The organism is Mycolicibacterium sphagni, from assembly GCF_002250655.1.
Classification (GTDB): Bacteria; Actinomycetota; Actinomycetes; order Mycobacteriales; family Mycobacteriaceae; genus Mycobacterium; species Mycobacterium sphagni.
On record NZ_NOZR01000025.1, the window covers coordinates 1 to 20,227 of the forward strand.

The 20,227-nt window shown below is 65.6% G+C and carries 19 protein-coding genes and 1 pseudogene; 9 read left to right on the forward strand and 11 right to left on the reverse strand.

Going from position 1 to position 20,227, the window contains the following annotated elements; all coding sequences use genetic code 11:
• Window positions 1-140, forward strand: a pseudogene (locus CG716_RS30880) (amidohydrolase family protein); the annotation flags it as partial.
• A 24-nt stretch (window positions 141-164) separates the two neighbouring features.
• Here CG716_RS30880 and CG716_RS23625 read toward each other — a convergent pair.
• Window positions 165-767: a TetR/AcrR family transcriptional regulator gene (locus CG716_RS23625; RefSeq protein ID WP_094483563.1), complete on the reverse strand. Its 603-nt coding sequence runs from the start codon at window positions 765-767 to the stop codon at window positions 165-167.
• A 141-nt stretch (window positions 768-908) separates the two neighbouring features.
• On the opposite strand from CG716_RS23625, the gene CG716_RS23630 reads away from it, so the two are divergent.
• On the forward strand, window positions 909-1,283 hold the full coding sequence (locus CG716_RS23630; RefSeq protein ID WP_094483564.1) for a hypothetical protein: 375 nt from the start codon (window positions 909-911) through the stop codon (window positions 1,281-1,283).
• 4 nt (window positions 1,284-1,287) lie between these two features.
• Here CG716_RS23630 and CG716_RS23635 read toward each other — a convergent pair whose 3' ends face one another.
• Genes CG716_RS23635 through CG716_RS23680 form a run of 10 tightly spaced genes read right to left on the reverse strand, consistent with a single transcriptional unit; the run spans window position 1,288 to window position 10,788 of the window.
• Window positions 1,288-2,031: a hypothetical protein gene (locus CG716_RS23635; RefSeq protein WP_420093219.1), complete on the reverse strand. Its 744-nt coding sequence runs from the start codon at window positions 2,029-2,031 to the stop codon at window positions 1,288-1,290.
• Between the two features lie 32 nt (window positions 2,032-2,063).
• Window positions 2,064-2,831 (reverse strand): hypothetical protein, encoded by a 768-nt coding sequence (locus tag CG716_RS23640; RefSeq protein ID WP_094483650.1) that lies wholly within the window; start codon window positions 2,829-2,831, stop codon window positions 2,064-2,066.
• Window positions 2,832-2,866: 35 nt separating this feature from the next.
• Window positions 2,867-3,832, reverse strand: a complete 966-nt coding sequence (locus tag CG716_RS23645; protein ID WP_094483566.1) for an MlaD family protein — start codon at window positions 3,830-3,832, stop codon at window positions 2,867-2,869.
• On the reverse strand, window positions 3,829-4,875 hold the full coding sequence (locus CG716_RS23650; protein ID WP_094483567.1) for an MlaD family protein: 1,047 nt from the start codon (window positions 4,873-4,875) through the stop codon (window positions 3,829-3,831). Before CG716_RS23650 ends, CG716_RS23645 begins: the two co-directional genes overlap by 4 nt.
• Window positions 4,872-6,035, reverse strand: a complete 1,164-nt coding sequence (locus CG716_RS23655) for an MlaD family protein (protein ID WP_094483568.1) — start codon at window positions 6,033-6,035, stop codon at window positions 4,872-4,874. Before CG716_RS23655 ends, CG716_RS23650 begins: the two co-directional genes overlap by 4 nt.
• 1 nt (window position 6,036) lies before the next feature.
• Window positions 6,037-7,077: an MlaD family protein gene (locus tag CG716_RS23660; RefSeq protein WP_094483569.1), complete on the reverse strand. Its 1,041-nt coding sequence runs from the start codon at window positions 7,075-7,077 to the stop codon at window positions 6,037-6,039.
• Complete coding sequence (locus CG716_RS23665) at window positions 7,077-8,087, reverse strand: MlaD family protein (RefSeq protein ID WP_094483570.1); 1,011 nt, start codon at window positions 8,085-8,087, stop codon at window positions 7,077-7,079. The genes CG716_RS23660 and CG716_RS23665 overlap by 1 nt, the downstream gene beginning before the upstream one ends.
• Window positions 8,084-9,151, reverse strand: coding sequence for an MlaD family protein (locus CG716_RS23670; protein WP_094483571.1), 1,068 nt, complete (start codon window positions 9,149-9,151; stop codon window positions 8,084-8,086). The genes CG716_RS23665 and CG716_RS23670 overlap by 4 nt, the downstream gene beginning before the upstream one ends.
• Window positions 9,152-9,154: 3 nt before the next feature.
• A complete protein-coding gene (locus tag CG716_RS23675) occupies window positions 9,155-10,015 on the reverse strand; it encodes an MlaE family ABC transporter permease (RefSeq protein WP_094483572.1) in 861 nt (286 codons plus the stop codon).
• Complete coding sequence (locus tag CG716_RS23680) at window positions 10,015-10,788, reverse strand: MlaE family ABC transporter permease (RefSeq protein WP_234818003.1); 774 nt, start codon at window positions 10,786-10,788, stop codon at window positions 10,015-10,017. Before CG716_RS23680 ends, CG716_RS23675 begins: the two co-directional genes overlap by 1 nt.
• Before the next feature lie 899 nt (window positions 10,789-11,687).
• Here CG716_RS23680 and CG716_RS23685 point away from each other — a divergent pair.
• From CG716_RS23685 to CG716_RS23715, 7 genes are read left to right on the forward strand one after another with little or no spacing between them, the layout of a single operon-like run.
• Window positions 11,688-13,355: a thiamine pyrophosphate-binding protein gene (locus CG716_RS23685; protein WP_094483573.1), complete on the forward strand. Its 1,668-nt coding sequence runs from the start codon at window positions 11,688-11,690 to the stop codon at window positions 13,353-13,355.
• Window positions 13,355-14,026 carry a DUF8713 domain-containing protein gene (locus tag CG716_RS23690; RefSeq protein ID WP_094483574.1) on the forward strand — a complete coding sequence of 224 codons (672 nt, stop codon included), beginning with the start codon at window positions 13,355-13,357 and terminating at the stop codon, window positions 14,024-14,026. Before CG716_RS23685 ends, CG716_RS23690 begins: the two co-directional genes overlap by 1 nt.
• Window positions 14,023-15,039 carry a 3-oxoacyl-ACP synthase III family protein gene (locus tag CG716_RS23695; RefSeq protein WP_094483575.1) on the forward strand — a complete coding sequence of 339 codons (1,017 nt, stop codon included), beginning with the start codon at window positions 14,023-14,025 and terminating at the stop codon, window positions 15,037-15,039. Before CG716_RS23690 ends, CG716_RS23695 begins: the two co-directional genes overlap by 4 nt.
• On the forward strand, window positions 15,036-15,308 hold the full coding sequence (locus tag CG716_RS23700) for a phosphopantetheine-binding protein (RefSeq protein ID WP_094483576.1): 273 nt from the start codon (window positions 15,036-15,038) through the stop codon (window positions 15,306-15,308). Before CG716_RS23695 ends, CG716_RS23700 begins: the two co-directional genes overlap by 4 nt.
• Window positions 15,305-16,915 (forward strand): AMP-binding protein, encoded by a 1,611-nt coding sequence (locus CG716_RS23705; protein WP_094483577.1) that lies wholly within the window; start codon window positions 15,305-15,307, stop codon window positions 16,913-16,915. The genes CG716_RS23700 and CG716_RS23705 overlap by 4 nt, the downstream gene beginning before the upstream one ends.
• Window positions 16,909-19,119: an MMPL family transporter gene (locus CG716_RS23710; protein ID WP_094483578.1), complete on the forward strand. Its 2,211-nt coding sequence runs from the start codon at window positions 16,909-16,911 to the stop codon at window positions 19,117-19,119. The genes CG716_RS23705 and CG716_RS23710 overlap by 7 nt, the downstream gene beginning before the upstream one ends.
• On the forward strand, window positions 19,112-20,218 hold the full coding sequence (locus CG716_RS23715; protein ID WP_094483579.1) for a methyltransferase: 1,107 nt from the start codon (window positions 19,112-19,114) through the stop codon (window positions 20,216-20,218). Before CG716_RS23710 ends, CG716_RS23715 begins: the two co-directional genes overlap by 8 nt.
• Window positions 20,219-20,227 lie beyond the last annotated feature (9 nt).

The window sequence follows — 20,227 nt, forward strand, 5'->3', positions numbered from 1 at the left end:
CCAAGGATCAGGCCACCATCGGTGCACTACGCAAATCCGCTGAGGGTCATGATGTTTCGATCCAAGCACTGTCCAAGCACGACCACGGCCACACCGATCTGACCGCTCAACTCAACGCGGCCACCGGCTCGCAACGATGATCCGACGGGATCGAGACCGCCGGCTCAGTGGCCGCCTCGGCCGGTGATGTGTTCGAAGGCGTGATTCAACCGTCGCGTCATGCGTTTGGTGTCGCGCAGATCCGCGTCCGGCTCGACATCGGCGAAATCGCCGATGCCCGCGGCGTAGGTGCCGGCCACCACCGCCGACCAGACGGTGATGGTCCTGATGATCAGCGGATCGTCACGCTTCATGCCGTAGTGATCGGCGAGTGCGGGTGTGAGCGTCTGTTTGCGGCGCGTCGCGCTGAGCTCGGCCACGGCGGGTGACGCCATGGCCAGCAACCCCATCTGTTGCATCCGTTCCAGCGGCACCGCTCCGGTACCGGCGATGATCTCGCCAAGCATTTCCTTATGGGCCCGGCTCAGCGCGTCGACCAGATCCTCGTCCTGCTCGCCGTCGGCCAGGTGCCTGACGACGGCAGCCAACATGTCGTCGACGACGTCGAGGACTACCGACTCCTTGGTGGGGAAGGCCGCGCCGAGAGTCTCGACGGGTATCCCGCCGGCTTCGGCGATGTCGTCGAGCGTCGTGGGACCGAATCCGCGCGACAAGAAGAATTTCAGCGCTGTATCGATCACCGTGCCGCGATCGAATTCCGGCGTCATTGTTCGTGTGCTCCTCGACGCGCGAGTAGTTGCGCAAGCAAATACCTGGTTGTAGCGATGGTAACGCGTGTGGCATAGATCGGGCGCATCGATTGAGCGAACGTGGCCCCTTATCGTCGGCGCAATGCGAAGGTAAAGACGATGTTCCGACAACTGACTGCGCTGCCCACGGTTGTTGCAGCCGCCATGTGCGTGGCGGTTGCGCCCGTCGCGGCGGCCAGCGATGACGACTGCGCCTTGCTGCTGCCGGCGGCGGATCAGTTGGAAGCGGTGTTCAACACCATCACGCCGACTGGGACGCCGCCGTGGGTGGCCGCCCAGGTCCGCGCCCCACTGAGCCCGCTGCACAACCTGAGCAGCGCGCCCGGGATCGATCTGCGGATCCGGTCGAACATGGTGGCGTCTCAGATCGACAACAGCGATCCATACCGGCCGGCCAGCCCTGAAGGACTCGCCAGCGATCTCGGCAAGGCCAGGGGCTTGTTAGTCGCGGTCCGCGATTACTGCGCGCCGTAACGCCCTAGTTTCCGCCCAGGCCCCAACGTTTGATCTGAACGCGTTCGGCGTCGGGCCAAATAGCCTTGGCGGCAGGCGAATTGCAGAAGTAGTCCTCGGCTTGGTGGTCGGTCATGTCGACCGCGTGCAGCCCATCTTCCTGGTGCGCACGGCAATTGACGGTCAATGCCTGATTGGTGGCCGGATCAGCCTCCAGGACTTCGATAGTCAACACGACCACGAGTGTGTACCCCGCCCCGGTCGGTAGGTAGAAGGTCAGATCCCGGCTGGACGGGCCGCCGCCGTTGGTGACCAGATAACCGTCGCCACTGGGATAGACGGCTTGGGCGACCATCTGGGTCCGTTCGTAATGCTGGCTGTCACCCGGCGCACGCCACACCGAGAACCGGGTATTGGGATTGCCGCCGTTGAGCAGGTTCTGGGAGATCGGGATGATCAGCTCCTCGCGGCCGTCGCCGTCGACATCCTGCAATCCCACGCCGCCCGGGGCCGAGGGCTCCAGTAGCTCATCGATGGTCTGCACGACCGCCCCCGACCGATCGGTCACGGTGACCTTTACCGCTCTGGGCCGTGGCAATTCGGGCACACTCCAGTACTTGACCGTGAAATCCAGGTCGCCGGCGTGCAGGATGCAGTCCACCTGGTCGGACGTGCCGGTTGGGGTGATGACCGGGTCGGTCTGGGGGCACGGCGGCAGCGTGGTGTCAGCGGCCGCGCGCGGGGGAGGCACCGCACCGGCAGTCACCATCGTCACGATGGCGACCAGGAGCGGCAGTCGTTTCACGGACGTGGAGCCGGAGCTGGTATGGCCGGTGCCGGTCCCGGCGGGGGAACGGGTACGGGACCGGTGCCAGGCGCGGGCGCAGGACCACCGGGCGCCGCCGGTGCCGCGGCACCCGGAATCTGTTGTTCCTCAGCAGCTTTGGTGCCGGTCTTCGGGCCAATGTCGGCGACCTGCCAGCCGTTGCCGGCCTTGGCCACGGTGACTTGCAACAGGATGATGGACACTTTCGGCGTTGGGTTCTGCAGATTGCGGGTGGTCTGATGCGCTGACACCACCACCTGGAAGGAACCGTCGGGCTGAAGGACCGGGTCGGTGGCCAGCACCTCACCGGTGGAGCTCACCTGCGCCTGCAGCATGACCGCTTTGAGCAGATCGGTGGCGTTGACGTACTTGTCCTTGAGCTGCTGCGACACCCCGTCTTCGACGGCCTTGAAGAAGGCGTCGGGATCTTCGAAGGTGTAGTTCAGCGACTTCAACGCGTAGTCCCTGGCGAGCTGCGCGACCGCCTCGCGATCAGCCTGGGCTTGACGCAACTGAGCGAGCTGGTCGCTTACCTGCTGATATTTGATGAAGCCGAACACACCACCCGCGAGCACCGCTGCCACCAAAACGACTGCGACCCAAAGCCCGCGCCGCTTCGACCACGGCTGCGGCGCCGGCATTGGGTCGACGGCGAGCTTTCCTTCGGCTTCAGCCTTCGTATCCGTGGCCTCGGGTGCGCTCTCGTCCACCTTGTCGTCTTCGCCGACGGTTGACTCGCCCATGTCAGATGATTCCTTGCTGTTGGTGTCGTTCGCGTTCACTGGTGCCACTCAGGCACGTTGAGTTGAACCCGCACGCCGCCGGTGTCGTTGAACGTCGATTCCCAAAAGTCCAGCCAGTGCCCCGCGTCCACCTTAACGTCGTGGAGCGGCGCCAGCGCCGGCTGCAGGATGGTGGCGAAGGTGCCCAACGGGCCGGCCAGCATGTCGAGCCACTCGCCTAACTTGTTCACCAGGATCCCTGCCGGATCGTGTGGGCCGATCACGCCGATGCCGGTGTGCGACAGAATCTCGATCTGGTGGACAAGCTGCAAGAACGCCGGCACCGACTTCGGCAGGATCTTGCCGGTCTCGCTGATGATTTCGCCGGCGTGGAGATCGCCCAGGTTGGTGGTGAACGTCGAGACGTTGCTGAACAAGGTGCCCATCAATTCCTTGTCGTCGCGGATCACCTTGGCGGTCAACCCCGCGGTGACGGCCAGCGAATCGATGGTGTCGTCATTGCCCTTGAACGCCGCGGACATGTCGTTGATGATGCCGTGTATCTGGTCCAGGTTGAGCGCGGTGAACAGGACGTTGGCCTTGGTGAGCAGGTCGCTGGCCGTGACGATCGGTGCGACCCGGTCTGGCTGAATCACCGCGCCGTCGGTAAAGTACGGTGGCGCAATCAATTTCGGCCGGAAGTCGATGTACTGTTCGCCGGCCGCCGACAAGTTCTCCACACTGATCATGCTGTCGGCGGGGACCTCGTATTTGCGGTCGACCTCCATCGATACCGCCAGCCCGGTATCGGTGGTCTGAATGCCGGTCACCCGGCCGACCTTGATGCCGCGCATCGTCACTTCCGAAGTAGGCATCAGGCCGCCGGAGCTGTTGAGCAGCAGCGTGAGTCGATTTACCTGCTTGGTCGGTCCCATGTCGAGGACGCCGAACGACATGTAGGCCGCGCCGGCCAGCGTCATCACCACCAGGATTGCCAGCGTGGTGCGCGCGTTGAATTTCATGGCACCATTCCCATCGTCTGCATCGCCTTGACCGCCGCGTCGGCCTTGTCGGCGGGGTCCACGCCCTCTTGCCCGGTCGGTGCGTGAAGTTCGGTGATGTTGTATTTCGGGCCGCCGTCGCGGAAGAACCCCAGAAGCTTGTAGCGCAGCAGCGCGAGGAATTTGTCGGCGATCACCGGAATGGTGGTGTCCGCGGTCGCCATCGTGTCGACCATCGGCGTGATGTAGGACAGGATCTGCATCAAATCGCCGGCGATCGGGTTGATGAGTTCCCCGCCGAGTTTCCCGACGTCCTTGGAGGCGCCCACCACGTTCAGGATGGCCATGGTGACCGCCGACAGGCCTTGAAGTTTCGCCGGGCCCTCGGTGATCAACCGGTTGAACACCTGCGTGTTCGCCGCAAAGCTGGAGGTGATGTTCTCCATCCCGGAGAGGATTCCGTCGATCGTGTCCTGGTTGGCGGCAAGGTCATTGAGCACTCCGGCGACGGTGTGCTGCATGTGGGTCAGCTCGTTGGGATCTTGCGGGAACGCCTTGTTGACGTTGACCACGGTGGTTTGGAGCGTGCCGATGGCGCCGCCGGCCACCAGGTTCGACATCGACCGCAACAGGTCTTCGACGTTGTCGGCCGGCGCGGTGTTGCGCATCGGGATCGTGTCGCCGTTGCGCAGTATCGGCCCGGACCTGTCCTCCGGTGGCAACAGTGCGATATAGATATCGCCCAGCGGCGTGGCCTGGCGAAGCTCGGCGCGGGTATTGACGGGAAGTTTTGTATCGCCGGCTATTTCGACGTAGGTGACCGCCGTGTTCCCCACGAGCTCGACGCGATCGAGCACACCGATCTGAACGCCACCGGAGTCGACCTTCGCCCGCGCGGGCAGATTGAGGACGCTGGAGAACTCGATGTTGATGTTGTAGGGGTGACGGGGGGTGTAGGCGCCAGGGACCGGCAGCCGGGTCGGATCCAGCGAGCAGGACGCGGTGAAGCTCATGGCCACCGTGGCCAGCAGGGCACACAGCGCGCGCATCGTCGGTCGGGTCATGGCAGTGCCGCCCCCAGAACGAGATTGGTGAGGCCCAGCGTGACCGGGTCCGTCGGGGTGCCCGACGCGCATGCCGCCGCGGCACCGGGGATGTTGCGCGCTTTCAGCCCTTCGCAGATGGCGCCGGCCTGTGTCGGCGCGATCGACACCTGCGGCGGGATATAGGTGACGTTGTGCGTACCCCAAGACGGCTCGTAGATATCGGCAATCCAGTGGCTGAACTGCGGCCACGAATTGATCATCGCGGTGATCGCCGGGATGTGTCGGTTCAGCAGGTCCCGCAGCCCCGAGAACCGGGCATCGAATTTCTCATACCACCGCGGTCCGAACCGGCTGAGCGCTTCCACCAGGATCGGCAGCAGATGCGAGAAAGACGCCAGCGCGGCGCCGAAGTTGTCCGACAAGCCCTCCATCAACTGAGTGGTGACCGGAAGCGTCCGGATGACCGACGCGAAGCTGTCCCAATTCTTGAGGAAGTCGGAGGTGAGGATCTCGCTGTTCTCGAACAGCGCCCGGTAGTCCGCGTCGGCCTTGTACGGGTCGGCCAGCATGGTCACCAGATTGCGCATCGTCTTGTTGATGCCGGGACCTGTGCCCTTCAGTGAATTGCTGGCCGCGGTCAGGCTGTCATTGATGGCCTGCACACCTGGTGCTTTGGAGGCGTCTTGGCCCGGCTGGTTTCCCAGGATGTCATCGGTGAGATTGCCGATGGCGGCGAAGGTTTCGCTGACACTGATCGGGGTCTTGGTGGACTTCAGCTTGATGCAGCCCGGACCGGTGAACTTCGGTCCGCCGGTGTAGGCCTTGGTCAGTTCAATATGGCGATCAGTGACAATCGACTGCGAGTAGGTGACTGCGCCGACGTCGGCCGGCAGGGCGAGGTCGGCCGGCACGGTGAAGTCCACCTCGACGTGGTCGGGCTTGTTCACGATCGCGTTCATCGAGCCGACCTCGATACCCAGCAGCGCGACTTTGTTGCCCGGATACAGCCCGACCGCGTCGGTGAATTCGGCGCACATCGCCCGGGTGGGGTTGATCTTGGGCGTCAGGATTTTGATGCCCACGACCACTGCGACCGCGATCACGACGACGACCGCCACCACCGCTGCGATCACCCGTCGCGATCGCAGTCGGGCACCGATTCCCGCGCTGTCGGCCATCTCAGCAGGCCTTCATGATGTTGGGCAGACACAGGTCTTGTCCGGGAACCAGCCGGTTGTGCTCGTCGAAGACGACTCCGTTTCCGCTGAGCATCGGTCCGATGATGTTGAGGGTCTGGCCCAGACCGTCGAGGGCTTGGCCCCACTGTTCGGGGTGGGCGGCCAGCGTGTCGCTGATATCTTCGATTCCCTCGGCTACGGGAGCCACGTCCCGGCCGTACCACACGGTGAGGCGGTCGAGCAGACGGGCCAATTCCTTGATCAGGCCGAAGAACTCGACGATATCGACTGCCTTCGAGGTATACATCTTGCCGAGGATGTCGAACTGCTCGAATAGTGCGATGAGCTGTGCGCGTCCGTTCGTCATGGCGCGCAGCCCGTTGTTGACGAAGTCCAGACCGCGGTGAAAATCGACGGTGGACTTGCTCATCGACTCCGTCAACGTGTCCGCCGACTGCAGCAGGTTGCGTATCGCGTCGGGATACCGGTTGGCCGCGTTGGCAACTTCGGCGAAGGTGTCGTGGATGACCTGACCGTCCACCTTCTTGACCACCGGGGTGGCTGCCTGGATGATGTCGTTGACCTCGAACGGCAGGGTGACTCGGCTCGGCGGAATTCCGTTGCGACCCAGCGGCATCCCACCCTTGGGGTCCAATGCCACATAGTGGCCGCCCAGCGGAGTCAGCAGCTTGATGTCGAGGGTGGAATCCGAGCCGACCTGCACGGAGTTCTCGACGTCGAACTTCATCTCGACCAGCGCACCGTCCAGGCGAACGGTGGTCACCTTGCCCACCGCGATACCTGCGACACGCACCTGATCGCCGGCGCGTAACCCGGCCGAGTTGGGCATGTGTGCGGTGTAGCCGGCCTCATCGGCCGGATTGAGGTAGGCCATCGCGGTGCCGGCCAGCGAGGCGATGATGACGACGACGCCGATGATGCCGTTGCGGCGGTTTCGCTTGGCGGTTTCACGCTCGTCGAGCGAGCCGTGCCTACCGCCGATTTTCGCGCGGAGTGCGGCGATTCGGTTGGCGCGTTCCATTACCGGCACACCACCAGGTTCTGCTGCGCGAACGACACCTGACCGATTCCCGGCAGCGTCACTTCGCCGCGCGAGCAGGAAAACGTTGGGGCGGCCGGTTGTTCGTCCACCAGCCAGTCCCGCATGCCCTGGATCAGCGAGGGCGCCAGCGACAGGCCGGCGATGATCGTCGGGGTCTGCGGCCACATCCGGCTGGTCAAGTCGTAGAGCGGAACGGTGGTCCCGTCGAAGGTGCGCTCGAAGTATTGCAGAACGTGGGTGGTGCTCCGAAGGACCGGCAGTCCGCTGTCCAGGGACTGACGGAATTCCTCGGCCTTGGAGCCGAATTTCGCGAGCACCTCGTTGAGTTCGGAGATCAGCTGAAACAGCTGGCCTGACTTTCCGCCCAGATCTTGGGAGATCGCGCTGAGGTTGCGGATCATGGTGGTGATGACGAGTTGGCGGTCCACCGCCAGCTTGGAGATTTCGTCGAGGTCATGAAGGAACGGGCCGATGCCGGATTCGTCGCCCTGTATCAGCCGCAGGAGGTTCTCGCCCAGAAGGTTGAATTGGGCCGGGTCCAGCGTCTGGAAGATCGGCTGAAACCCGTTGAACAGCTTGGCGACATCGAACGACGGGATGGTCTGCCCGATGGGGATGGCCCCGCCGTCGGGCAGCTGGCGGTCGGGCGTGTTCGGTTGGACGAGTTCGACGTAGCGCTGACCGATCAGGGTCTGGTAGCGCACTGCGGCAACGGTGTTCGTGTACACGGGATGGTCGGCTTGGGCGGTGAAGTCCACCTTCGCGACGCGCCCGTCGAGGCGGATGGTTTCCACCTTGCCGACCTGCACTCCGGAGATCCGCACGTCGTCACCCACGTAGAGCCCGGACACATCGGAGAATGTCGCGGTGTAGCGGGACTGGGCACCGTTGACCGGACTGCGCAGTGCAGTCAGCACGATGAGCGTGCAGACCACGGCGACCGCAGTGAAGATCGTCAGCCACACCACCGATTTGGTGACACTTCTCATCGGCCACCCGCCTCCGCCGGAAGTGGTGCTGGGGCGGGGTCGGGAGGTTCGCCGGCGGGCAGCGCGTTGGTCAGACCCGGCATGGTGTCCAGGGTGAGTTCGAGGTTCAGCCGGACCTTGCCGTTGATGATCGGAAACGCCGCGCTGGTGCGGTCCAGCAGACCAGAGATCCGGTCATAGGCCGGCGACATACTCCCGATGCTGTAGGCGTACGGCAACCACACGCTCATGATCCCGCCGAACAGCGGGACCAGCCACGTCATGTGCTTGGCGAAGATCCCGTCCATGTTGAAGAGCAGCTTGGCGGTCTGGTCCATGATGAGGTTCATCCGGTCGACCCCGTCGGGGTGCGCCAGGAACTCCATCCCGTTGAGCAGGTCGTAGGCCAGGCTCACGAGCGGCACGGCATCGCTGACGCCGTTGACCACCGAGGCGAGAACCGAAAGTGTCTGAGAGAAGGGCACTTTCTGGGAGTCGGTGAGCATCTTGATCAGGTCGAAATACGACCGGGTGACCGGCTCGGTGAGGTCGGCGTGCTTGCGCACGATCCCGATGATGTGGTCGATATCGGGGGAGTCCATGATGCGGCCGAACTTCTGGCCCTGCCGCAGCAGGCCGGTGATGGACGCCGACTTCACGTTGGTGTCGACCGTCAGCGTCTCGTTCGGCGTCAACCGGGGCCCGGTTCCGCTGCTGACCAGTTCCACCGCTGCGAGGCCGAAAGTGTTGGAAGACGTGAAGTTTGCGGTGGTATCGGCGGCCAGGGCCGCAGCTTGGCGCGGCTCGAGTTCCAGGGTGATCTTCTGCTTGTTGAAGCCGGCCGACTGCAGCGTTTTCACCGAACCGATGGTCAGGCCGCGGAATTTCACTTCCGCGCCCGGGGTGAGTCCTTCGCCGAGCTTGTCAGCCATCACCGTCAGCTTGAACGTGTCGGAGTAGCCGCCGGTACCCAACTGGTAGAGCACGGCGCCGATGAGAGCCAGCACCACCGCGGCAACGAGGCCCCGAATTCGCAACGAGCGTGAACTGGGTACCCGTCCTCCTGGATCTGAGGAAATCGGCATGCCCTACCCCGAAATCCGAATCCCGGGACTGTTACCCCAGAACAACAGCGTCAGCACCATATCGGCGGCGACCACGGTGACGATGCTGGCCCGGATGGCTCGGCCCGAGGCACGTCCGACACCTTCGGGACCGCCCATGGCGTAGTAGCCCTGGTAACCGTGGATGGCGATGATCAGTGTCACGAAGATGACGGCCTTGAGCACCGAGAACACCACATCGGACGGCCCGATGAACGAATCGAAGTAGTGGTAGTACGTGCCCGACGACTGCCCGTGCAGCACGTTGACCACCAGTGCGCATGACACGTAGCTCAGCGCCAGTGTCACCACATAGAGCGGAATGATGGTCAGCATCCCGGCGATCACGCGAGTGGTGACCACGAACGGGATCGATCGGATGCCCAGCGCTTCCAGCGCGTCGATCTCTTCGGAGATCCGCATCGCGCCGATCTCGGCGGTCATGCGGCAGCCGGCCTGGGCGGCGAAGCCGATCCCGGCGATCATCGGCGCCATCTCGCGGGTGTTGGCGTAGGCGGAGACGAATCCGGTCAGTGGGCCCATGCCGACCATGTCGAGGGCGCTATATCCTTCGATGCCCACCGAACCGCCGACCGCAGCGCCCATGAACACCAGCACGCCGATGGTGCCGCCGCCGACGATCAGTGACCCGTTGCCCCACATCACGTCGACCAGCAGCACCCCGGTCTGGTGCCGGTAGTGCTTGAGCGTGTGCGGGACCGCCCCGAGCACCTGAGCCAGGAAGCTGACCTGATGCCCGAGACGTTGGAACACCGAGTCGCCCCGCTCGGCGACCCATAGCGGGGCGCGCAGGACGCCCGGGAGATACCGGGCCGGAGTCGCCATCAGCCCATCCTCAGCGGCATGGACATCGACACACCCTGGGTGATGATCAGGTTGAGAACGAACACCGCGACCACGCCGATGACGACGGAGGCGTTGACCGCGTCAGCCACACCGCGCGCGCCGCCGGTGGTCTCCAGGCCGCGCTGGCAGGCGACCAGGATCACCACGACGCCGAACAACCAAGTCTTGAGCATGGCGACCACGACGTCGCTGACGCTGGCGAACGACGCGAACGAGGCGATGTAGCTGCCGGGTGTGCCGGACTGGAAGCCGACGTTGATGGCATAGCCCGCCGCCAGCCCCATGAAGATGATGAAGGCGCACAGCACCGGTGCGACGAACACGATCGCCGCCAGTCGCGGGGTGACGAGTCGCTGAACCGGGTCCACGCCCATCACGCGCAGTGCGTCGACTTCTTCGCGGATGGTGCGGGCGCCGAGATCGGTGGCCACTGCCGAGCCGGCCGCGCCGCCGAGCAGCAACGCGGCCACCATCGGTGCCCCTTGCCGGATCACACCAAGGCCACCGGCCGCGCCCGAGACCGACGAGGCGCCGACCTGCTGGATGAAGTTGCCCACCTGCACGGCCACGATCACCCCGAACGGGATGGACACCAGCAGGGCCGGAATCGCGGTAACACTGATGATGAACCAGGCCTGGTTGACGGTGTCCCGCCACGGGTGGCGCAGCCGGACCAGGTCGGTGACGAGGAACGCGAACGCCTGTGCGCCGAGGCCGAAGAAGCGGCCCAATGTCTGCAAGGACGAATCCATTTGGGCGAGCACATGCCTAAGCGGTCTGCTTAGGATGGCGGCGACCTGGCGTCCGGTCGACGGCTCCGCGACGGGCGCGCGATCTTCGTGTGGGCCGGACGTCGTGTCGTCGGAAACGATGTCGACGGGGGTGGCGACGGCCATGTCGACGTCGATGTCGACGCAGGCGAGATCGTTGCCTTGCGCCTCGGGAGCTGCTTCGGCCGCAGTCGCGTCATGGACACCTGCGGTCAACGGCAGACACCTCCTTAATCGCTGGTACGACTACTTCCCCCAGCAAAGTCCGAGCTTTGTCGTCGTGCGTTTACCAGCGGTACGAGTACGTGCGTTGTACCAGCGACGGCGTGCGTGTGTTCACGGAAAGAAGATCAGTGTGATGTACGCCACAAACGCCCGTCAAGAGCTGTTCGCGCTCCGCCGCGCCGGCGGATGCGGCCGCAGGGTTGCGGCGGGGTCAATAACGTGCGCAGACAGGTGCCGCACGCGTCAATCTGGGTAAGTTCCCAGCGTCCGCGATGCTTCGCGGAGGCGAGGCTGTGTTTTCGTCGAGGCGCGCCGGCCTCGGATGGCTGCGCGGTACACAGGCAATTGCCAGTGCGGCAATTCGCCGTTAAGCCGAAGAATTCGCCCCGGCCCGATCACGGCTCGCGGGCGCGAAGTCAGGGCCGCCGGTGGGCCGTTGTACCGGAGATCGTCGTGTTCACATTTCGCGCACGGCAGGTTGGCGCTGGGCTCGGGCAAATACCGCTACGACCCGGCGCGGTTCTCTGCCAGATCGTCAAATCCCGGCGAAATACCGCGCTTCTGGATTAGGGTTCGTGCGAGTTGGACCGACTAGGTGGGGGTCATGGCGAGCGCTGTTTCTGGGCACGTGCCGGGGGAGACTGCGCTCGAACGTCATGCCGGTCAGCTCTGAGCGCATCGGCGCAGGGGATGGGCGCACGCGAGTAGTCGACTACATCGTCGAACACCTGGCACGTCGCGGCCTCCGGCATGTGTTCGGCGTCGACGGCGCCAATATCGAGGACCTCTACGACGCCGCCTACTCATCACCGGACGTGACCGCAGTGATCGCCAAGCACGAGTTCTCCGCGGCCGCGATGGCGGACGCCTACAGCCGTGCCGGCGACGGAATCGGCGTCGTGGCCGCGACGTCCGGCGGCGGAGCCCTCAACACCATCCCGGGACTGGGGGAGTCGTTCGCCAGTCGGGTGCCGGTCCTGGCGCTCATCGGCCAGCCGCCGACCACCATGGACGGGCGCGGATCATTCCAGGACACCAGCGGCATGAACGGCGCGCTGGACGGGGAAGCGTTGTTCTCCGCGGTGTCGGTGTTCTGCCAGCGGGTGTGCAACCCTGCCGACATCGTGACCGCGCTGCCGCGGGCACTGTCTGCCGCGAAGAGCGGTGGTGGACCGGCGGTGTTGTTGCTGCCCAAGGACATCCAGCAGGCCTTGGTGGAAGCCCCCGAGCACGACATCTCCGAGAGTTCGACACGCACGGTCGAGGATCTCGCGGCGTTGATCGAGTTGCTGAATGGTGTCGACGGCCGGGTGACGATCATCGCCGGCGATCAGGTCGTCCGCGACGACGCCCGCGCGGAACTGGACAACCTGCGCGCGGTGCTGCGGGCGAGCATCGCGACGGTGCCGGATGCGAAGGATGCCGCGGATGCGGCAGTGGGCGTGACCGGGGTGATGGGTCACCCCGCGGTGGCCGCGGGGCTGGCCGGCAGCTCCGCCTGCCTGCTGGTGGGCACGCGGCTGCCGCTGATGGCGCGCGCTGGACTGGACGAAGCGCTCGGATCGGTGCCGATCGCGTCGATCGGCTCGGCCCCGCCGTATCTGCCTGCCATACATGTCGACAGCGACGACCTGCGTGCCTCGCTGGCCCGGTTGGTTGCGGCGTTGAGTCCGGGCCGTACGGCCCTGGCCGTCGATTCGCCACCACCGAGTGAACTGACCCCACCGCCGTATGTGGGGTCCGGCGTTCGGTACCGGGACGCCATGCTCACACTGGACGCCGTGCTGCCGCAGGACACCGACATCGTCGTCGACGCGGGCAATATCGGGGCGGCCGCGATCCATTGGCTGCCGGCCCGCCGCAACGGCCGCTTCCTGGTGGCGCTCGGAATGGGCGGAATGGGATACAGCTTCGGCGCAGGCATCGGGATGGCGTTCGCGCGCGGCCGCACCGCGGTGATTGCCGGTGACGGAGCATTCTTCATGCAGGGCATGGAGATTCACACCGCCCTGCATTACCGGCTTCCGGTCACCTTCGTGCTGTTCGACAACCATGCCCACGCCATGTGCGTCACCCGTGAGCAGCTGTTCTACGGCGACCGGTACAGCTACAACCGGTTCGGCCCCAGCCGACTCGGGGCCGGGCTGGCCGCGATGTTTCCCGCGCTGCCGTCGATCGACGTCTCCGACATAGCCGAACTCGGGGTGGCGATCAAAGCCGCGCTGGACGTCGACGGTCCGTCCGTGGTGGCGGTCGAGTGCTCAGCCGACGAAATACCGCCCTTCACAGCCTTTTTGAAAAACTCAACACCGAGGGACAGCTGATGACACTTCCGGCACTCGAAGACATCACCGCTCACCACGGCGGCGACGACCCGATTCCTGGGCTGATGCGGATCGAGACCTCGCCCCGGGAAAAGGCCACCCCGATCCTGATGGAGATGATTCACGCGGTCTATCCGCACGACGAGGTCTTCGGCGAGTACTGCACCGTCAACGATTTCATTGACTGCCCTCCCGATGAGCTGTTCGACTACCTGGCCGACACCCGCTCCCTGGAGGAGTGGACCTACAGCCTGCGTGGGTTCACCCGCACCGAGGAGGACGGGTTGTGGGTGGCCTACGACCGGTTGGGCAGCGAAACGGAGATCTATACCCGCACCGTCGCCAACCGCGAGGCCCGCACAGTCGACTACCACTGCGCTTGGGACCAGGGGCGGCACCTGTGGATGATCTATCTGATGCGCGTCGTGGACGCGCAGGTGGTCTTCAACAAGCCTGGCTCGGTGGTGCTGTGGACCAACTGCCACCACCCGTTCTACGACGACAACCCCTATCCCGATACCGCGCCGCCGGAGCGACCGGTCTGGGTCGGTGACTTCTGGGAGATGTTCGGTGCCGGCCACCTCCTGGAACTGAAGAACCTCAAGGCGATTGCCGAATACCGCCACCACAACGGGTTACCCATCACCCCGCACTGGATGCGTGAGGCATGAACACGGTCAGCCTGATCGACGTCGCTACCTACCTGCCCGAAAACCGGGTCCCGGCGCAGTGGTACACCCAATTCAGCGGCAGCGACGACCTGCGCGACAACCCCATGTTCCGGGCCCCTGAATACCGTCACCACGCGGCCGACGACGAGTCGAACGTCGACATGATCCAGCGCGCCGTCGCCGCCTTGACCGCCCGTCACGGGTCCGATGTGCTCAATGACGTCGACGTACTGCTCACCCACTCGCAGCTGCCTGATCTTCCGATCCTCGGTGCCGGCGGCGAAGTTGCCAAGCGGCTCGGTATCAGCCCGGAGTGGATCATCGACGTCCACAACGGCGGTTGCGCGGCATTTGTGTTGATGCTCAAGCTGGCTCGCCAACTGCTGACCGGTGGCGCCGGGCGCACCGCTCTGATCGCGGTCGCGCAGAACGCCGCGGGCAAGATCTTCGAGCAGGAGCAAGTGCGCAAGCTGGCCCAGGCCTCGGTTCCTGGCGACGGCGCCGCAGTCGGGCTGGTCACCCTGTCGGACAGCTCACCGGTCCTCGATATCGAGTGCCGCTACTTCGGTGAGAACGCCACCGACATGACCCTGGCCGCTGATCCTGCGCGGCGTTGGTGGGAAGCCGGCCTGGGACAAGGCTACGTCGGGTTCAACGAGGGCAAGATCATCAAGGTGCTGGCCCGAGGCAACCGGCAGGTGCCTGCGGTGGTGCGCGCGGTGTGCGACCGCATCGGGGTGAAGCCAGGCGACCTGGACCTGCTCGTCACCAATCAGCCGAACCGGTTGCTGCTGCGGAATTGGAATGAGGCGCTGGGCCTTTCACCTGAGCGCCATCGCGACACATTCCACGAATGCGGTAACCTGTTCGCGGTCGCCATCCCGGTCAACTTGGAGGCCGCGATCATCGACGGCCGGATCGGTGCCGGCGACATCGTGATGATGGCCGGGTTCGCGCACGCCGGAGACTTCGCGGGCGCCGCCGCCATCCAGTGGGGCGGAACCCGGAGATGACGGCAGCCGGTGGACCGCCGACGACCTTGGCCACCGTCACGCAGGAGATCATCGGACTGATCGAATCCGAAAGCGGCAGCGCGGCAGGAAATCTCACCGCCGAATCGGGATTGCAGGACGCCGGGATGGATTCGGCCCAGGTGCTGTCGTTGGTGTTCCGTATCGAAGCACGTTATGACATCGACCTGGATGCGCAGGACGATGACGACCTGCACACCATTGGTGAGCTGGCCCATCTGGTGCTGCGCCGCATCCGAGAGCGCTCATGAAGGGTGCCCCGGCCATCCGGCCCAAGTTCGAGACACTGATCGACATGCTCGACGCCGCCGCACTCGGTGGCCAGAGCCTGTTCTTCGTCGACCGAAACGAGGCCGACACCGAAGTCGCGATGGCCGACATCCGCAGCGACGCACGCTCACTGGCCGCCGGGCTGCGCGCCGCCGGCGTACAGACCGGCGACCGCGTCGCGCTGGTGTTGCCGACCGGCCCGGAGTTCGTCGCGTCCTTCTTCGGGGTGCTGTACGCGGGCGCGGTGCCGGTGCCGCTATACCCACCGGTGCGGCTCGGCAAGCTCGATGAGTACCGCGACCGGACCGCGGCGATGCTGCGGGCGGTTCAAGCGATCCTGGTGATCACCGAGGACCGGATCCGCCCGTTGCTCGAAGCCACCCAGACCAGGTGTGCCACCCCAGCGGATCTGAGCGCCGGGAATTACCCCGAGATCGGTGTGGCCGCTGCCGATCTCGCCTTGATCCAATTCTCGTCCGGCACCACGCACGATCCCAAACCCGTGGCCCTCACGCATGAGAACCTGCTGTACAACCTTGCGGCGATCGCCGGGTATTTCGCCGAAGCCGGCATGCCCGAGCAGGTGGGCGTCACGTGGCTGCCGCTCTACCACGACATGGGATTGATCGGCAACCTGCTGATGGCGTTCTATCTCCCGCGCCCATTGGTCTTGCTTCCGCCCGAACTGTTTCTTGCCGTGCCTGGGGCCTGGTTGCGTGCCATCTCCCGGCACCGCGGCACCATCACCGCTGCTCCCAACTTCGCATTCGGCTTGTGCCTGAAGCGAATTCGTGATGATGAGCTCACCGGTGTCGACCTGAGTTCGTGGCGGCTGTGCCTCAACGGGGCCGAGCTGACCAGCGCGGAGGTTCAGCGCCGGTTCGGTGAGCGCTTCGGGCCCTGGGGATTTGACGCGGGCGCGTTCACACCGGTCTACGGGCTGGCCGAGGCGTCGCTGGCGGTCACCTTCAAACCGGCCGGCTCGTCGTTCAAGTCTGTCGAGATCGGTGGCAAAGAACTGGTGAGCACCGGCCGGGCGCTGGCCGGCGTCGAGGTCGAGATCCGCGGCCACGATTCGCGACCACTGCCCGAAGGCGAGGAGGGGCACATCTTCGTTCGCGGGCCCAGCGTGATGGCCGGCTACTTCGGCCGACCCGACCTCACCGAGCAGGCTCGGCACGCCGGCTGGCTGGACTGCGGCGACCTCGGATTCGTCCAGGACGGTGAGCTTTTCGTGTGCGGACGCAGCAAGGAGACGGTGGTGATCCGGGGAGCCAACCACGCACCCCAGGACTTCGAGGCCGCCCTCGACGGGCTGGCCGGCGTTCGCGCCGGATGTGCGATCGCAGTGGGCTACCTTCCCGCAGATATGGACGACGAGGCACTCGCCTTGCTGGTCGAGACCACCCCCGACGCCCCAGCCGGATTGGCGGCCGATGTGGCGGCGCGGGTGCTGCAGCGCACCGGTATCGCCGCGCACCACGTTGAGCTGTTGGCGCCGGGCACATTGCCGCGCACCTCCAGCGGAAAGCTCCGCCGGCTCGAGGCGCGTACGCAGTGGCTGGCAGGGACGCTGACGCCGTGTTAGCGGGCATCGCTCGGCTCGCGACTCGTGCTCCCCGGCAGATGGTCGCGGTCGCCGTGCTCGTCCTGATCGGCACGGCAGCCTTCGGCGTTCCGGTGGCCGGCCGGCTGTCGGCCGGGGGACTCACCGATCCCGGCGCGCAGTCCTCACAGGCGAAGACCTTGCTGGCGAGCACTTTTGGCCAGGGTGACATGCCGCTGCTGATCACGGTCAGTTCGCCCGACGGGGTCAATTCCGCCGCGGCGAGGGCGGTGGGCACCGAGATCGTGCAGACGCTGAGCCATGCGCCGGCCGTGGGCGCGGTGACCTCGCCGTGGACCGTCCCGCCGCCCGCCGCCGCACCGTTGATCAGTAAGGACGGCACGATCGGTCTGATCGTCGCCGGTGTCACCGGCGGAGACAACGGCGCTCCGAAGAACGCCCAGGCGCTGATCGGCGCAGCGGTGCACGACCGCGACGGCGTCACCGTGCGGGCCGGCGGTGAGGCGGCCATGATGCAACAGATCACCCTGCAGAGTGAAAAGGACCTGAAAATCATGGAAGGCGTGGCGATTCCGCTGAGCTTCCTGGTACTGGTCTGGGTGTTCGGCGGTCTCGTGGCGGCCTCGCTGCCGGTCGCGGTCGGTGCTGTCGCGATCTTCGGGGCGATGGCCGCGCTACACGTGATCACCTTCGCCACCGACGTCTCCATCTTCGCGCTCAATCTCGCCGTCGCCCTCGGTTTGGCCCTGGCCATCGATTACACCCTGCTGCTGCTGAGCCGATTCCGCGACGAGCGGGCCGCAGGCGTCCAGCGCGACGACGCACTGATGCGCACCATGGTGTCCGCCGGCAGGACGGTGTTGTTCTCGGCGATGACCGTCGCTCTGTCGATGTCGACGATGGTGTTGTTCCCGATCTACGCGCTCAAGTCGTTCGGTTACGCCGGTGTCGCCGTGGTCGCGTTCGCTTCCCTCGCCGCCGTCTTCGTGACACCGGCGGCTATCGTGCTGCTCGGTGACCGGCTGGACTCGCTGGATCTGCGCCGGTGGCTGCGGCGCCCGGTCGCGGCTGCGCGTCCGGTGGAAGAGAGCCCGTGGTATCGGGTGGCGATGTTCTCGATGCGCCGGGCGGTGGCCGTCGCATTCGTGATCGTCGCCGTCCTGGTGGCGCTCGGCGCACCGTTTCTCGGCGCCCGATGGGGCGTGCCCGATGATCGGGTGCTGCCGACGACGAGCTCGCCGCACGCGGTGGGCGATCAGCTGCGCACGCAGTTCAGCGCCGACCCGGCGAAGAGCCTGACCGTCGTCATCCCGGATGTCAACGGAGTCGGTGTCGCGCAGCTGGATGGCTACGCGGCCGCGCTGTCGCGGGTATCCGACGTGTCGTCAGTCTCCGCTCCCGGCGGCACATTCGTGGGCGGTGCGCCCGCGGGACCGCCGACGGCGCCCACCGCGATCACCAATGGCAGCGCGTACCTCACCGTCGCCAGCACCGCGCCGCTGTACTCCCGCGCATCCGAGACGCAGCTCGACCAGCTGCAGGCCGTTGCCACGCCGGCCGGCCGGCACGTGCTGATCGGTGGAACATCCCAAGTCAACCGGGACACCGCCGGCGCCATCGCATCCCGGCTTGGCGTCGTGCTGGCCATCATCGCTGGGATCACCTTCATCCTGCTGTTCCTGATGACGGGCAGCGTCGTGGTGCCGCTGAAGGCGCTGCTACTCAATGTGTTGTCGCTGACCGCGGCGTTCGGTGCGCTGGTGTGGATCTTCCAGGACGGCAACCTCGGTGCGCTGGACACCACGTCGACCGGAACCCTGGCGATCAGCATCCCGGTGCTGCTGTTCTGCATCGCGTTCGGGCTGTCGATGGACTACGAGGTGTTCCTGGTGTCGCGTATCCGCGAATTCTGGTTGGCCAGCGCCCAGACCGTCGCCGACAACGACAAAAGTGTGGCCCTGGGACTGGCTCGCACCGCGCGGGTGATCACGGCTGCGGCGCTCATCATGGCTATCTCGTTTGCGGCGCTCTCCGGAGCGCAGGTGTCCTTCCTGCGGATGCTGGGCGTCGGACTGACGCTGGCGGTCCTCGCCGATGCCACGCTGGTGCGTGTCCTGCTCGTGCCGGCGTTCATGCATATGATGGGCCGGTTCAACTGGTGGGCCCCGAAATCACTGGTGCGCCTGCATGAGCGGGTCGGATTCCGGGAGGTGCCCCATGCCTAGACGTGCCAGGGTGCCACCCGCGCGACTGGCCCGCGCGGTCGAGTGGACCCGCCATCACCTCCTGTTACTCCACCAACGGCTGCTGCCCGCCCCGATGGCGATGATGGAGCTGGTGGTGTCCGGCTGGCCCGCGCAAGCGATCACCACCGCCGCCCAGCTGGGTATCGCCGATGCGCTTGCCGACGGACCACTGCCCATCGACGAGCTGGCCGCCAGGGTGGGCGCCGACGCCGACGCGCTGCGTCGGCTCATGCGGGCACTGATCGGCCGTGGCATCTTCCGCCGTCGCCGCGACGGCCGGTACGCGCTGAATTCCCTTGCCGCCACACTGCGTTCGGACGCGCCGATCTCGCTCAGGGGCGCGGCCCTGTTCCAGGGCTCGCAGGAGCAACGCGAGCGCTGGACTCTGCTGACCGACTCGGTCCGGACAGGCGAATCGGTGGTCCCGGCATTGCGCGGAATGGAGGGGTTCGACTACCTCGTCGAGATTCCCGAGCATGCCGACCTTTTCGACCAGACGATGACCAGCCTGGCACAGATGACGCTGGCTGTCGTGGTGGGAAGCTACGACTTCGCCGCCTACCGCACCATCGTCGACGTCGGCGGCGGGCAGGGTGCGATGCTGGCCGCCATCCTGGAGAGGGCGCCGGGCTCGCGCGGCGTCCTTTACGACGTGCCACGCGCCGTCGCGGGTGCACCAGAGTTGTTGAACGCCAGGCATGTCGCGGACCGGGTGCAGATCGTGGGCGGGTCGTTCTTCGACGAGGTTCCCGCCGGGGGAGATGCCTACCTGCTCAAGAACATCATCCACGACTGGCCTGACGGCAAGTCGCTGCAGATCCTGCGCAACGTGCGCGCCGCCGCTGAGCCGGGAGCCACCGTGCTGCTGGTCGAGATGGTGGTGCGCGAGAACGGTCGCGACGGCCCAGAGAACTGGGTGGATCTGGAGATGCTCCTGAATCTCGGATCGCGTGAGAGGACCGCAGACGAGTACCGGAAGCTGCTGCGGGAAGCCGGTTTCCGAATGACGCGGGTGGTGCCGACTGCCTCGCCGCTGAGCGTGGTCGAGGCCGTCGCCGACGAAGCACCATCCGGCTGAGGGAGGCAG